The 15994-nt window shown below is 43.4% G+C and carries 11 protein-coding genes; 5 read left to right on the top strand and 6 right to left on the bottom strand.

Annotated features, from left to right (window positions below):
* Window positions 1–33 precede the first annotated feature (33 nt).
* From ACHUGF_RS09500 to ACHUGF_RS09490, 3 genes are all read left to right on the top strand, one after another.
* Entirely contained in the window at window positions 34–1110 is a 1077-nt protein-coding gene (locus tag ACHUGF_RS09500) for a DUF4382 domain-containing protein (RefSeq protein ID WP_394130701.1), read from the top strand.
* A gap of 225 nt (window positions 1111–1335) precedes the next feature.
* Window positions 1336–3792, top strand: coding sequence for an alpha/beta hydrolase family protein (locus ACHUGF_RS09495; protein WP_394130699.1), 2457 nt, complete (start codon window positions 1336–1338; stop codon window positions 3790–3792).
* 248 nt (window positions 3793–4040) lie between these two features.
* On the top strand, window positions 4041–6323 hold the full coding sequence (locus tag ACHUGF_RS09490; RefSeq protein WP_394130697.1) for a carboxypeptidase-like regulatory domain-containing protein: 2283 nt from the start codon (window positions 4041–4043) through the stop codon (window positions 6321–6323).
* 88 nt (window positions 6324–6411) lie between these two features.
* On the opposite strand, the gene ACHUGF_RS09485 is transcribed toward ACHUGF_RS09490, so the two are convergent.
* From ACHUGF_RS09485 to ACHUGF_RS09475, 3 genes are all read right to left on the bottom strand, one after another.
* Window positions 6412–7164: a substrate-binding periplasmic protein gene (locus ACHUGF_RS09485; RefSeq protein WP_394130695.1), complete on the bottom strand. Its 753-nt coding sequence runs from the start codon at window positions 7162–7164 to the stop codon at window positions 6412–6414.
* 130 nt (window positions 7165–7294) lie between these two features.
* Window positions 7295–7981: a hypothetical protein gene (locus ACHUGF_RS09480; protein WP_394130693.1), complete on the bottom strand. Its 687-nt coding sequence runs from the start codon at window positions 7979–7981 to the stop codon at window positions 7295–7297.
* A 120-nt stretch (window positions 7982–8101) separates the two neighbouring features.
* A complete protein-coding gene (locus tag ACHUGF_RS09475) occupies window positions 8102–9115 on the bottom strand; it encodes a LysR family transcriptional regulator (RefSeq protein WP_394130691.1) in 1014 nt (337 codons plus the stop codon).
* 68 nt (window positions 9116–9183) lie between these two features.
* Between ACHUGF_RS09475 and ACHUGF_RS09470 the strand changes: the two genes are divergently transcribed.
* Window positions 9184–9465 carry a hypothetical protein gene (locus ACHUGF_RS09470; protein ID WP_394130689.1) on the top strand — a complete coding sequence of 94 codons (282 nt, stop codon included), beginning with the start codon at window positions 9184–9186 and terminating at the stop codon, window positions 9463–9465.
* A 168-nt stretch (window positions 9466–9633) separates the two neighbouring features.
* Here the strand turns inward: ACHUGF_RS09470 and ACHUGF_RS09465 are convergent, their stop codons facing one another.
* Window positions 9634–12717, bottom strand: coding sequence for an efflux RND transporter permease subunit (locus ACHUGF_RS09465; RefSeq protein ID WP_394130688.1), 3084 nt, complete (start codon window positions 12715–12717; stop codon window positions 9634–9636).
* Window positions 12718–12720: 3 nt separating this feature from the next.
* Window positions 12721–13797 (bottom strand): efflux RND transporter periplasmic adaptor subunit, encoded by a 1077-nt coding sequence (locus ACHUGF_RS09460; protein WP_394130686.1) that lies wholly within the window; start codon window positions 13795–13797, stop codon window positions 12721–12723.
* Window positions 13798–13996: 199 nt separating this feature from the next.
* On the opposite strand from ACHUGF_RS09460, the gene ACHUGF_RS09455 reads away from it, so the two are divergent.
* Entirely contained in the window at window positions 13997–14923 is a 927-nt protein-coding gene (locus tag ACHUGF_RS09455; RefSeq protein ID WP_394130684.1) for a LysR family transcriptional regulator, read from the top strand.
* Here ACHUGF_RS09455 and ACHUGF_RS09450 read toward each other — a convergent pair.
* A complete protein-coding gene (locus ACHUGF_RS09450) occupies window positions 14920–15831 on the bottom strand; it encodes a hypothetical protein (protein ID WP_394130682.1) in 912 nt (303 codons plus the stop codon). The two genes, ACHUGF_RS09455 and ACHUGF_RS09450, sit on opposite strands and share 4 nt — an antisense overlap.
* Window positions 15832–15994 lie beyond the last annotated feature (163 nt).

The following is a 15994-nucleotide window of genomic DNA, read 5'->3' as shown; positions in this document are numbered from 1 at the left end:
CTCCACCTAACGTATTCATTAATGAGGTTATTTATGAAATCACTTGGCTTAAGTAAAGTCACTGTCGCAGTGTCATTAGGCTTACTTGTCAGTGCTTGCGGTTCGGATTCAAGTGATCCTGCTCCGCAAACTGGCCAATTTAGTCTGGGAGTTTCAGACAATCCTGCGGATGCCAATGTAGTCAATATCGCCTTCAAGCAAGTCGTATTAAAAAACAGTGATGGTGCTATTTCATTCAACGTCGATGTCGATGAAACTGGTTTACAGCACGTTGACTTGCTTAGCGTGCAAGGTAGCGCCATTGAAACCTTGGTATCAGGCCAAGAAGTGCCTGTTGGCGAGTATCAGATGTGTATCTACATGCAAAACAATGAGGTAGAAAGCACAGATAGTTCTTATGTGTTATCACAAGCCACCTTTGACCCAGACACTCAAGAATGGGTCGGCGGCGTTGTTGAAGGACTAACAACCAATAGTAATGGCTCCTGTGGCGGTGAAGGGGCCGAGGAAGAAGATACTGGGCGCTTATTTTTCAATAAGAGCTTCACCATTGCCGCGGGAAACAATGCCTTTGTTGCAGAGTTTAATCTGACTAAAGGATTACAAGGGCCTAAGGGTAATAAAGATTATTGGACGTTGAAACCTACTGCTGTTCAATTAGTCAATACTGCTGATGTCGGCGCTATCTCGGGCATGATCAGCCCACAAACTATGACGGATTGTGAAACGGCAGCTGCTGGTTCAGAATTTGCTGAAGCAGTCTATCTTTACCCTGAATCAACTACCCTTGAGCAAATGGCCGACTTTAGAGAGGGAGAGTATGCTGAGGGCGAAGTGGCTCCAATAGCCTCTGCGAGAGTTAACCCAGTATTAGATGATAATGGTCAAGTACAAGGTTACCAGTATGAATTCGGATTTGTGAGCGCTGCTACTTATAGTCTTGGCTATACTTGCTTAGCACAAAATGACGATCCTGAAGATACTAACGTCAGTGAGCCCGATGATGGCTCTGCAGTCTTTTTCTTAAATGCTGCTGAGATAGACGTGAGTGTTGAGGATGGTGCTACCACTGAACGTAACTTCCCTATGGGTTATTCGCCTCAGGGTTAGCTATTAAAGATACAGCTTATTATTGGAAAGTGAGTTAGGCCAAGCCTAGCTCACTTTTTTATTGGGTGACTATCGACACACTTTTTTGCAAAACAACACTGCCGACCAGCGTTAAATGGGATGATTTATTGGTCCTTTTTTGCCACACTGTAGCCCTAAAAATGCACGGACAGCACTTTCATTGATTGTCCGACATAGAAGAACGATAACAACAAGGATGCCTCCATGAAATCAGTCTCGCTGGTTTGCGCCAGTCTTGCGTTAGCTTGGTCATCATTCAGCCATGGTGCTGAAATTGATAAAGCCAATATTCAACGCTTAGGCCCAGTTGCCATTAATACCTCTCAGCCACTCTCTGCTGGTGATCACGCCGACAGTGTTCGTCTTAACTTAGTGCAGTCGCTAACCCAAACGAATTCTGGTATCACGCTATTTGGTCAGGATTTTGACTGGGACAGCGCCACTAAAAAAGTGGATGGCGATACTGGTTGGTTAGCGTATAAATTGCAGCTGAGCACTGAGCGTTACACCCAAGGAACTTTAACCATTACAGGGCTTGAGCAGCCGCAGGTATATGTTAATGGTCAGCTTGTTAAAGCAGCCAATAAAGTGGAGTTAGATCTGCGCACGGGTGATTACCAAATCATGGTACTGGCGGACGGTCGTGCTGAAGATGGTGAAGTGAGCCTAGACTGGCAAGGCAAAAGTGAGGTTGATGCTCCAAGCTTTGCTGCAACTGGCAAAAAACGGGTGTCTTACGAGCAACTATTTGATTCAAAAATCATCAGCAGTTTAAGTTTATCTCCAAATGGTAAGTATTTACTGCAAACCACCACCGAGTATTTACCAGGCAATGACGGTAAGCCCACTAAAGTCACTGAGTTAGTCGACGCATCATCCAAATCAGTACAGTACCGCTGGCAAGCTAATTTACCTGCAAGTGCAGCATGGTCAAATGATGGAAAGCAGTTATCTTATATAGCAGACGGCAAGTTGGAATTACTCAAGATTAAAGACCGTAATATCAAAGTACTTGCTGAAGGCGTCGATAGTGTGTCAGGGCTAACATGGTATGGCGATAACTTGTTATTTAGTTGGCAAAAGCCATTTAAGGCGGACGATAAAGCGACCAATAAGCGCTTTAAAGCCTTAGAAGATCGCTGGAGTTATTGGCGTAACAACAGCCAGATCTATCTATTAGATGTGGCGTCTGGTTTTATGCGCCAACTCACACATGGACAGTTAAGCAGTAATTTGGTCGACAGTGATGTTGAACGTGGCAAGCTTTTATTGACGCGTTATCCAGTTGATTACAAGCAACCAGCACATACTCTGACTCAGCTGTTTGAGCTTGATGTTACCAGCCTTGAAGAAACCCAAATCGGTCAATTCCGCACACTTAATGATGCTATTTATACTGAAGATGGCATGTACATGATGGCTGGACCTGATTTTATGGACGGCCTTGGTGTGCAAGATAAGTCTGTTGTGGTGAACAACTATGATGGTCAGCTGTATTGGCGCAATGATAAAGGTGAAGTTAAAGCACTGAGCAAGACATTTGACCCGGCTATTGGCTCTGCGCAAAAGCTGAGTAATGATGATCTGGTGTTACGTGTGACTGAGGGTGACCGCGCACAACTATATTTATTTGATATCAGCCGCGGTAACTTCAAAAAAATCAATACCGGCCTTGATATGGTTAACCGCTTCAGTGTTGCTGCTAATCAATCTAAGTCTGTGATAGCTTATGCTGGTAACTCAGCTACCGTACCGCAAAAAGCGTATGTAATGAAGTCGGGCAAAAAGAAGGTGTTGTTTGATAGCCAAGCAAGCAGCTATGCCAACACTCGCCTTGGTAACATTCAAGATTTTGATGTGACCAACAAAGACGGCGTTAATATTGATGGTCGCGTATACCTGCCGGTTGATTTCGATGCTAACAAAAAATACCCCGCGTTAGTTTACTACTACGGCGGCACTTCGCCTGTTAGCCGTAACTTTACTGGTCGCTGGCCGTTCAACCTATGGGCTGCGCAAGGCTATGTGGTGTATGTACTGCAGCCAACTGGCGCGACAGGTTATGGACAAAAGTTCAGTGGTCGCCATGTTAATGCATGGGGTGAATATACCGCTGACGACATTATTGAAAGCACGCAGAAGTTCCTTGATGCCCACAGCTTTGTTGACCCTAAACGTGTCGGTAATATGGGCGCGTCTTACGGCGGTTTTATGACCATGTATCTTGCCACTAAAACCGATATCTTCGCGGCGTCTATGTCTCACGCGGGGATCAGTAATTTATCTTCTTACTGGGGCCACGGCTGGTGGGGTTACGCTTATTCTGGCGTAGCAACTAAAGGCAGTTTCCCTTGGAATAACCGTGATATGTATGTCGAGCATAGTCCGCTTTATCATGCAGATAAGATCAACACACCAATGCTGTTACTCCATGGTAATGCCGACACTAACGTACCAGTGGGTGAGAGCCACTATATGTATACCGCATTGAAGATGTTAGATAAGCCGGTTGAGCTCATCGAGTTTAATGGCCAAGATCATCATATTAATGGCCGTGAAGCCCGTTTTGACTGGTGGGATGCAACCCTAGCTTGGTTTGATATGCACCTAAAAGACGAACCACAATGGTGGAATAAACTGTACCCGCAAGACGCGGAGTAAGTGTCGATTAGCTTACAAAGCCCTGTTATTTAACAGGGCTTTTTAGTGCAGTCAGCCAATGCATTAGCGATAATCATTCAGAATCACAATATCCCTACAAATAGTGGCATCTCTCGAGTGTTGTACTATTTTTATATCACCCGCAGCATGAATGATTAAATTTACGCTGCAATCTTTGCAATCGTGCTGTTTCTAGCGGTAAGGAGATAAGTTCGGTATCAACACGAACAATTACGGAAGATTAACTCATGTCTATTAGATTGATAGCATCATTGCCTTTGATAATGATGCTCTTCAGTTCGTTAGCTTTGGCGGACAATATCAAAATACAGAAAGCAAAATATAAAGAAAGTAAGCAGCTTCTTGTGGTAAAAGGGAAGCTAGATAAATATCAACACAACAAGTCTCACCATCACAATAAACACTCCGCCAAAAGCATCGAGATAGTTGATGCTAATAATCCCAGTTTTGTTCTTGCACAGCAGCAAGCGCATAAGTCTTTTAAAGCTCATATAAGCACAACAGATTTAGGCTATATTCCTTGCCAAGTAGGGGTAATTGTTGATGGTGATATCGACAACATGGCTTATGCTCAAGTCAGAAAGGCACCTGATCAATGTGGTGGCTACAGTGCCACTATTACAGGGCTTATCACTGATGAACCCATTCCATTTGCAACAGTAACAGTAACGTTAAATGGGCAAACCTTCACTACCACTGCAGATGCAAACGGCGCCTATAGCTTAGATATATTAACTACAGATGTTGCGCAGTTACTGGTGATTGAATCAAGCGCCACGCAAGCAGAAACGGGTGACGAGATTAACTTCGTTAATATGGTGGGATCATTTGAGAAAGTGCTATCTGAAACTGACCCAATCAATGTGACCAATGTTACTACTGCAAGCTACGCGCTAGTGGTCGAGGCAAATGGTGGTACAGAGCCAACCAATGTTGCTGAGCTACAAGCCGCTGAGACTTCGGTCGATGCCACAGAGTTGTTTGAGTTAGCGGCGGTGATCAAACTGATTGTCGATGACCCAAATTATAGCTTGCCAGCTGGCTATGACAGTGTGCTCGACTTTGTTAATGACCAAGCTGCGGTAGAGACGTTTGTACAGGCTACGCCGACTGAAGACATTGATGGCGCAGTGGCGGCGATTTTAGCCGACAGCGACTTGGTGGCGGGCTTTAGCGCAGATGATATCCCAGAGCTTTACTATGTCACTGCCGTTGCTCAGCCCGGCTATATGGCGCGCACGGGGTCAGCCCTAGAGTTTGATGCAAGCAACAATACGGGTAACGCGTTAGAGTTTCAAAGTTATAATGGCATCGCAATAAATGAAGTCTTTACCTGGGCGGTGGACAATGGCCGATTGGTTGTCACGCTTAGTTCGCCTGAGCAACTTGAGCAGCTATCACACGAGATTGAAACTGTGACCGACAATCAGGCTGAAATTGATGCCTTCTATGCAGGTGGCGGTACCGAAAGTGGCTTTAACTATTATAGTACTGAGTTCCAACGAGCCTATACCAGAGTGGTAGACGGCAATCTGGTGGATGTGGTGTCGGTAGAAACTCGCCGCGAGTTAGTCACGCCAGATATTTTATTACTCGATGGGTCTACCTTGAGCATCGCTGACCCTAAGCTTGCCATTGAAAATAGTAATCAAACTCTGCGCTCTAGCCTTGATGTGACACCGATTGCGTTTGATGCCTCGTGTGCCGTTGGTGGCACCTGTGTTGAGGGGGCTTGGGGCGGTATATATCATTTCTCAGAAGGTAAGCGTGCTTATGATGACTTTATCTTTCCTGAATCTGCTTATGGTGAGCTGATTACTTTCGCTGGGGATAACTCAACCAGTGGTGAAGTGTCGGGTGTTGATGCCAGTTGGCAAGTGGATGCTGAGGGTAAGTTGGTGATCAGCTATGCCAATGGCATGGTGCAGACTAACCAAATTCTTGAGCAGTCTGGCATTGAATATGGTGTGTTCTCAACCTTTGATAATGGCGCTGAGCGCTACGCAACTTATACCATTTGGGTGAAAGCAGATCCAAGCTTCGCACTTGATGTTAGCTATTTAACTAACTTAAGCGGTGATCATTTTTGGGCGGGAGAAATTAACGCCTGGATCCCAAGTCTTTATGATGAACTAGGTTATTTGCAACCTAATCAGTTATGGGGTTGGGCGTTTACACCAAACGATGTGACTAACACTTGGGGGCTGCAATGGAGCACACCCGACGCTAATGGTTTAAGTTCAATTGAATTTACAGATGCTGGACCAGTAAATTATGTGGTTAATCCAAGCTCGTTGTTAATCGAACGCTCGCCATTTGCTAAGCGTTACTGGTACCCGATTGCTAGCACAGTGATTGAAGGTCAGCGTATGTTCTATATTGTGGAGCGTGAAGAGCGCGATGCCGAATTATGGTTTGGTGGTGAGCCTGGGTTTAATACCTTTATCCCAGCGCGTATCAATATTGAACGTGAACGCAGCAAGTTAGATTATACCAATATTGCGCGGTAACATATTCGTATCGTTAACTAGCTCAAAGCACAAAGACTATTCGTCTTTGTGCTTTTCTATTTTATATTGCCGTACTTTTGCTGGAAGATTATTGAATACTCATCACTTGCTCTTCAGCGACACGGATCATTACATCCAATTTGCCAGATGCTTGCAACTGCTTAATTTTGTCATCAAATAATGGCACCAAACTGGCGTATCGCTTGTTGAGGTAAATATAGAGGTGATGATTTGCAAGAATAGGTTGTAAGGGGCGAATATCAGCGATCAGATTTTTATTAAGAAACTGTATGCCATCGACATGGCTCGTGATGGCTAAATCGATTCGTTTCATTCTCAGCAGCTCAATGAGCTGCTCGGTAGACATCACCTGCATGGCTTGTTTGCTTTCTTTTATGTATCTCAACGTGTGCTTTACGCCGCGTACAATTCCGACGTTGGCCTCTTCTAGCTTGGGCAGTAAGTCTGTTGCCTGTGAGTTGTTAGTCAATGCAAAAGCGGTGGTTTTTAATGAGTAATAAGGAGTAGGAACGCGCACTACTTGATCGTTAGTTTCACCGTATGAATATATACGCATGATTTCGCCTGCAGCGAGACCAGAGGCAACAGCGCGCTCAGCGCGATTGGCTGGGAGTAACTCAACCTTTACTTTAAGTCCCATCTCATGACAGATTTGATTGAAAACAATATTGCCAATCTCTTGCTCTGAAAGGTTTTCAATCCCTTTGAAATGTAGCGTATTACTGAGTAAAGCGGAGCTAAACAGAGAGAATAATCCGCAAACAAGCCCGAGCAGTATTTTGCACAACAGCGTGAGTTTTGAGGCGCGATTAGCCTTCATTGAGGATGTCCTTTAGTAAAATCTGTACGAGATGTCGCTCCTTGCTATGGATAAACCTAGTTGGCGGTAATCAATGCGTCAACCAGTTTGGCGGTTATGTGCTGTCAATAAACAACATATGTGCGAGGGCTCATTGACGCTGAGAATCACCAATGACTTGCATCAATTGAGATAACTCTTGTTGTTTTTCCAGCGCAATAGCATCCATTAACTGTTTCATTTTTGCTTCTTGTGCTGCCGTAGGCGCGTTGTCGCCAAGCTCTTGATAGAGTTTTTCTAATCGCTTTTCATTTTCTGATAATTGGCCGTACATAGCTTGGTCTTGCAACTGATGTAATTCGGTATATAAGTGATCTAACTGAGCCATCTTGTCTTCTAGTTGTGCTGTTTGTGTATCAGACAGTGCATGCTCCTCTGTATGCTCAATGTCTCGTTCCAACTTTTCGATTTGCACTTCGAGCTGTGTAATCTGTTCATCCTGAACGTCATTTTCCCCAGCGCAGTTATCAATTGTCGATTGTGACAAGCCTGTTTGTGCGATGATCTCTTGCTTAAAACAAGCATCCATTTTGTGCTCGTCCACACTATGGTGGCTAAAGCAGGTGCTGAGTGAGTGACGAAATGCTTGTTCTAACTTTTGCGCGCTCACACCAGTACATTGTGACATGGAGGAAAACTCACCTTCACGGTGCATTTGTTGTACAGAAAACGCCACCATGGCATCAATTTGTTGTTGGGTCATTTTTTGCGGAGCGTTGGCCTGAGTGAAAGGCGATAGGATTAGCGCCCCGAAGGCAAACATAGTGACGAGCTTCATTGATAGTCCTTTAATCGTTGAAGTAAATATGAGTTGCATAGCGTATCAGAGTGCGGCTTTTCAACAAGTTTGCAGGTATAAATTCATACGTAAGTGGTCGAGTCTCAACAGTTTAGTTAATTACTTAAATTGCATGGAGTAGTCGGGAATATGTTGCATCCAAAACGGTGGTGTACCGATGTAATCTTGCACCGCTTTAATAAACTCACTGACTAACATAGTCTGTTTGCGGTGCGGATAAACTGCGTAAATACCTGTATCCATAGTAGAAATAGGATATTCTGTTAATAGTTGCACAAGCTTATTGTCGGCAATGGGAGCTTCAAGATTGAATAGATCTATCAGGCTATATCCCACTCCAGCCGTGACAGCGTCAATTAAGCTGCGTACATCACTGACTTTGTAGTTACCTTGCATTTTGAATGTTTGATAGCATTGTCCGTGCGGTTCTTCGGTGATCACTAACTGATCGAGCTGTACATTACCATTGTTATAGGTAACGGCGGGTAGTTGCACCAAGTCTTGTGGCGTGGTGGGCAAACCATGTTGTGCAATAAATGCTTCTGAGGCCACAAGTGCGAAGTGGGTTTTAGCAATTTTTTTAGCAATCAAGTTAGACTCAGTGAGTTTGCCAACTCTAAAGGCCACATCAAACTGATCTGAAATAATATCCGTAAGTTTGTCATCTAATATGAGAGTGACTTTAACATTGGGATAGCGCTGCATAAATTGATTAATCACAGGTTGCAGGTATAGCTGCCCAAAAAAGTGAGACGACGAAATTCGGATAATACCTTTAGGCTCAGACTGATAAGCATCGGCAATGTTTTTAATTTGGTCTAGAGTGTCTGTTAATTGTTGCGCTTGCTTAAGGATTTCTTCGCCTGCAGAAGTGAGAGAAAACGAACGAGTAGAGCGGTTGAGTAATTGCACGCCAAGTTCAGACTCTAACTTTTTTATCTGTTTGGATAGTTGTGAATTATCCATGTCATGCAAAGTAGCGGCTTTAGTAAAAGAGCCTTGTTGCACCACATCGACAAATAAACTGAGCTGTTTAGTGAGCGATGATATCAATGTCGTTCCTTGTTCGTTTTGTGCAAACTTAACCGTTTGTTCAGTGTAGTTTTTTATCATTGAAATCACAATTTGAGGTGTATTTTTTGCTACTTTATGGGCATGTCATTAAGTGGTAGACAATGATAATGGGTTCGAAAAACGCATTAAAAAAGCTTAATAAGCTACAGAAGAAATCTAAAAAGTTGACCAATAAATCGCTAAAGCAACTGAGTGCGTTAGCGGTCAACCCAGGTAATGATGACTCTATTGCAGGCAGTCACTCACAACTTCATCAAGAGGCAGGGCAATTAGCTGAACAGGTGATTGGCTCTATGGTGTCTGAGCTCACTCAGCCGCTAAATCCTGTTGTGTCTAAGCTTAACCATGGTACTCATAAAATGATAAACAAGCCCCAATTCGACCAGTAAAAAAGCCAGCTTACTGTAACAGCTGGCTATTTTGTTATCTAACTCACTCTAAAAGCGGGTGTCATGATAGGTCAAAACAGAACATGACAAAACGGCAATCATCAATTAGACCGGTTGGTTTAGTGTTGCCATTTAATCCAAATAAGTAATCATATTAATTGTGACCAACTACTCTACTGAAACTTTGCTCGGATACGGGATCCGAAACGCGATAGTGTAAGCCACAGGTAACACAATTAAGGTTAGCGCTGAAGCAAAGCCTAAACCAAAGATGATAGTAATGGCCATCGATCCAAAGAAGGCATCGGTGAGCAGCGGTACCATACCTAACATTGTCGTAATTGCCGCCATTAATACGGGGCGAACACGGCTAACTGATGACTCTATCACTGCCTGATAGGGAGCTGTACCTTGGCTGAGCTCGAGATTGATTTGGTCAACTAACACAATACCATTTTTGATGATCATACCTGTTAAACTTAACAGTCCGAGTAATGCCATAAAGCTAAAGGGCGCATCAAAAATAAGTAATCCTGATACCACACCAATGAGTGCTAATGGCACGGTAAACCATATAACTAGCGGTTGCCTGACTGAGTTAAATAACAGCACAGTAATCAAAAACATCACCAGATAGCCCATTGGGATGGAACTGAATACTGACTCTTGTGCTTCTAAAGACGTTTCGTATTCACCGCCCCATTCAAGCTCGTACCCTGCAGGTAACTCCATCGCTTCAACCAATGGTCTCACTTTCCTGAATACGGAGTCAGCAGTTTCATCAATGCCATTCATTGGATCGGCAAGCACTGAAATAACTCGCTTACGATCACGGCGCATGATTAATGGGTTTTCCCACTCAGTTTCAAAGCTTGAAATCACTTGTGTTGCGGGTACAAAGGCATTGTGATCTGAACTCCACACTTGTAGCTTCCAAATACTTTGTGCATCGAGTCGCTCAGCAGCAGGTGCGCGGGCTATAATCGGAAAAAGATGACTATTTTCGCGATAAGTACCCACTTGCTTGCCACTGAAGTTGGTCAGTAAGGCATCGTCTAAATCAGATTTACTGATCCCGGTTTCACGAGCTTGTGCCTCTGCTAGCTGCGGTCTGACTACGTTGACCTGATTACGCCAGTTATGGCGCACTCCAACTGCGGTGGGTTCTGCATCGAAGATCTCTTTTGCTTCCTGCGCGAGTTGGCGCAATATTTTTGGGTCTTCACCATAAAAACGTGCTTCAATTTTAGCTGCTGGGCTTGGGCCGTTTTCCATATATTTAAAACGGTACTCTGCTTCAGGAAACTCAATGCTAATTTTTTGCTCTAGCTGACGCATATAGGCATCCAGTGAAGCTAAATCTTGCATTTCAATCAATAACTGACCGTATGAGCTATAGCCTTTTTCAGGTACATAAGGCAAAACAAAGCGTTGTGCACCTTGGCCAATAACCGTGGTGAGGTTAACCATACCCACTTGATTATCAGCTTGATCAGTTAACAGATATTGCTCCATCGCCTGCAGATGACGCTGGGTCGCTTTAACATCTGTCCCCTCTGGCATCCAAACATCAACAAAGAAAATCGGTGTATTTGAAGCTGGGAAGAAAACATTTTTAACGTGGCCAAAGCCCATCACAGCCATAATGAGTGCACTAATAACCAGCAGCATAGTCACAGCACGAAAACGTATTGCTGTTTTTAAAGTTGCTCGGTAGACCAAAAATAGCCATCCTTTATAAGGATCTTCTTGACTATCATCTTGTAATGGTTGGTCTTTAAACATCAAGTTGCAGAAAAAGGGCACCAACGTCATCGCTGTGATCCAACTGATAGTTAATGAGATCAGCAGGACTTGGAATAAGGATACACAAAACTCGCCCGTGGCATTGTCAGACAAACCAATCGGTGCAAACGCAATAATGGCAATAACCGTGGCTCCAAGTAACGGCCATTGAGTCTGAGAAACCACCTGTTTTGCAGTTTCAAGACGAGTTTGGCCTCGTTTTAGCCCAATGAGAATACCTTCTGTGACCACAATGGCATTATCGACTAGCATCCCCAATGCAATGATGAGTGCGCCGAGTGAAATCAGCTGTAATTCAATATTGAGTATCTGCATCATGATGAAGGTACCCAATATGGTTAATAGCAGCACTAACCCCATTAAGATGCCAGAACGTACCCCCATAAATATCAGCAGTACACCAATCACAATTGCAATGGATTCCGCTAAATTGACCAGAAAGCCTCGTACCGTTTGATCAACCATTAGGCTTTGGTCATAAACAGTTTCAAGCTGCATACCGAGTGGTAATTCCCCGATCAACTCTGCCATGCGTTGATTCACGGCTTGGCCGACTTCAACCACATTGACGCCACTTGAAAATGATATCCCGATTGAGAGCGCATCATGACCATTGGCATGGTAAATGTTGTCAGGCGTTTCAATGGTGTCTTTATAAATGTCGGCAATATCACCTAGGTAAACAAGTTTTGTGCTCCCCGGCGCGCTGATCAGCAGGTTCCGCATTTGCTGGACACTGTCAAACTCACCTGTAGGGTGTATACGGACGCGATTGTCACCAATGACTACGCTACCTGCGTTTGATACCACGTTTTGATTGTTAATCAGAGCATAGATGTAATCCTGATCCAGTGACAAGGCATTGAGCTTTTGCTGCGAAATTTCAATGATCACTTGTTGATTAATACGCCCTGCAATGGCGACCTTTTTAATGCCATCAACCAAGACTAACTCGCGTCGTAAAAAGTCGGCGTAGTTTTGTAGTTCCTGATTGCTATAGCCGTCACCACTCACATTGAGCAATATACCGAATACATCGCCAAAATCGTCGATCACTTTGGGCGTGTAGACACCTGGGGGCAGTGTTACGGCGGTATCATTCACTTTACGGCGCACTTCATCCCAAACCTGCGGTAAGGCTGCTTGGTCATAGTTATCAGTGATTTCAATTTCAATCTGTGACAGGCCAGCGCTATTAATCGATGTGATGTGCTTAATGGCATCGAGTTGCTGGAGCGCATCTTCCAATGGCAAAGTGACTTCTTCTTCCACTTGCTCAGGCGATGCACCTGGGTATGAGGTGACCACTAATGCATTTTTAATGGTGAACTCGGGAAACTCTAACTGACCTAAGTTCAGGAATGAGATGCTACCGCCAATCAGCAGCAACAAAGCAAACATCCAGCTGACTACCTTATGGGTAATGGCGTACTGTGCAAAATTCATTGACTATACTCCACGCTGCCAGCGAAGCGGTTTCACTGCTTGGTTTTCTGATAAATATTGCACACCTGCAACCACAACTTGATCACCCACTTTAATACCACTGGTGATTTCAATACCATCAGTGGTGACATTGCCAATATTGACTGCTTGTTGGTTAACGACTTTATTCTCAGGATCAAATATCCACACTGTGTGTTGTCCATCTAGATCACGCTTACTAACAGCGGTTAAGGGAACGACAGCACTGACTTTGCCATTTACCGTAGGACTAAAATCAATACTGACTTCAGCACTCATACCGGGTAATACACCTAGATCTGTTGGGCGTGCAAGAGTGAACACCACTTGATAACTTTGCGTACCTGGTGTCACTTGTGTTGCATACTCTTTCAGTTCGATGTCATAAGCTTTTGCTGGATTAGCGCTAAAGCGTACTTGCGCTATTTGCTTGGCTGCGAGTTGGCTGATATGACCCGCTAAAGATTCCGGTATTTGTATGACCACATCGATGTTGGCATCTTTTTGAATGGTTAAAATAGTCTGATTGGCTTGTACCATCTGAAAGTTTTCAATGTTGGTCTTAGCTATCGTACCGTCATATGGTGCGTGTAGTTCGGTATAACTGAGTTGATCTTTGGCCGTCGATAAATTGGCTTGGGCAGATTTTAATTTGGCTTCGACTAAATCAAATTCAGCTTGAGACACTAATGAACGACGCAATAGCTCTCCGGTGCGTTGATAGTCGGCCTTGGCTAAAGCGAAGTCAGCCTCATAATTGAGCAGTGCATTTTGCGCATCTCGATCATCTAAGCGGGCAAGTAAATCACCTTGCTTTACACTTTGCCCTTCAAATAGAGATTGTTCGACGAGATGTCCAGAAATTCTAAAGGCTAACTCTGCTTGCTTAGTCGCAGCCACTTTGGCTGGAAATACTCTAAGAGATTGTGATTGTAAATGAGTGACTTCCATGAGTTTCACCGGCCTAATCGTTTGTGCGGCCACTTCTTTGGACTCGGTGTTGCAACCGGTAACGGTCAACATTATTAGCATGGCAAAAACGGCCATTGATAAAGGCTTCATGTGTGGTTCTCAAATGTGATTTAAATAGATGAAATGTTGCTTATTTGGTCAACGCCGCTACTCTAACAGCTAATGGAGTTGATAAAAACGGAATGATTTGAAACTATGGGTTCCATAAATTGAGACTATATTAGCTTGAATTATCTATAAGCATGTGAGCAAGTTGTTATATGGATGCTATTTGGGTAAGGGGTAAATCATGAAAACAGAAGATATTTCCTTGTTTCATCGAATTGTAGAAACAGGCAGTTTAGTTGAGGCAGCTGATATATTGAATTTGCCTAAATCCACCCTGAGTCGACGTTTGCAGCAATTAGAAGACGAACTGGGAGTCAAGCTTTTTCACCGGCAAAGTCGAGCAATGACCCTGACCGCCTCAGGTAGCCATTTCTATCAAAAAACCACAGATATGATGTCTTATCTAGAGCAAACCTTATCTGAAATAACTGACACTAAAGCTGAAGTTGGCGGGTCTTTGCGTATTCTGTTATTTCCTATTCCAGAAATGCTGCAAATTTGCCAAGCCATTTATCATTTTATGGATTTACACCCGTCAGTCACGGTAGAGATTATTATCAGCGCTGAACCACAGGATATGATCCGTAACAACATTGATATTGCCTTCATGTTAGAAGAAGCCTTCAATGAGAGTGAAATGGTGGCGCGCAAAGTGTTCAGTGAAACGGTGCATATATTTGCCAGTCCAGATTACTTGGCAGCGGCTGGTACACCAACAGGCCCAGAAGATGTACAGAATTACAATTCAATTTTATTTCGCTACCCCAATGGCAAAGTGTTTAATGAAATCCCTTTCGGCAATGACTTAAAAATAAAGGTGAAGGGTAATTTATACGTGAATAATCTTGATGTATGTATGGATGCGACCCTTGCTGGTAGAGGTATTTCATTAATGCCACTGCCATTTTGTGAAGATCACTTGCAGAGTGGTCGATTAGTGAAACTGTTTCCTGACATCGAGCCATACCAAGGTAATGTATTTATGGTGTATCCATCTAGACGCTATATTAGCCTTGCTTGTCAGCGGTTTATTGATCATTTTGTTGATGAAATTCAACGCTGCAGTCGTATAAATGAACAGATTGGCGCTGAACTGGCCGTAGGTTAGTAATAGGGCTGACAGTCCTGCGTATAGTCTTTATCAGAGGAAAGTAACAAGTCATTTTGCTGCTGCATAGTAGCGTATTGGCTCTCAGAAATATGTGGGCTGCTGATCTCGAAGGTTCTACGCAAATGCATTTGGCTATTAATTAGTGCGCTGCAATGTTCCTGAAAAAACAGAGCATCAAATTTTCCATTAGCTATCAATGAATTCAGACCTGACTCAATGCGTTTAGCGATGTGTGGTGTATTGGGAGAAATATAAAAATAACTGAACAGTGGCACCTTGAGCAATAATGTTGGCTCCACCATTAAGTCAGTGTATTTGGGCTGATAATATTGCATTTCTTTATACGCTTCATTGATACCGCGACTAAAGCTATCAAATCGACCTTTCTGAAGCATATGAAACAGTCCAGAATAACTGGAACCATCGATGAGTTGAAAACCTGCTTGTTGTAGCGTGCTATGGATAGACCATGTGCTAATAGTGCCAGTCGGGAAAGTTTGCAATTGCGCTAATGTATGCAGTTGTGAAAACTCAAATTCTGTGTCTTTACGAATAATAAAAATACGATATCCCAGAATCCCCTTACGAATAGGGAGCTGCACTGATAATAATTGTTTATTCCATTGTTGTGTTGAGACTTCGGCGACGACATTGATGTTTTGCCCTTCAGTAAGTTCCTTTAATGTACGATCGCGACTCATCGTGGTGGGATAAAAGTCCAATTTCGCTTCACCATATTCTGCTTCGGTTTCTGAAATGATGAGTTTCAATAGTTTTACACTGTAGAGATAGCGTTGATCATCAGCTGACGTGGCGTGATTCAAAATGAAGGTGTCATTTGCCTGTAGCATGAGTGGCATGCATAAGCTGAATAAGATAATAGACAAATATTTTTTAAGGGTCATATGAATAAGCTTAAACCAAAGTCCATGATTTTAAGGTGTCTACCACACTCATTTTGACGAAAGCGCTCTACAAAGTCTTCAAAGTTGTTAATGATTCAAAAACAAACAGCAAATAAAGCAATTATTTGGTGACAGTCTACAATTTTTTGATCTTTTTTAATTC

The organism is Shewanella maritima (assembly GCF_043643735.1).
Classification (GTDB): Bacteria; Pseudomonadota; Gammaproteobacteria; order Enterobacterales; family Shewanellaceae; genus Shewanella; species Shewanella maritima_A.
This window is presented reverse-complemented; position numbering and strand designations above follow the sequence as displayed.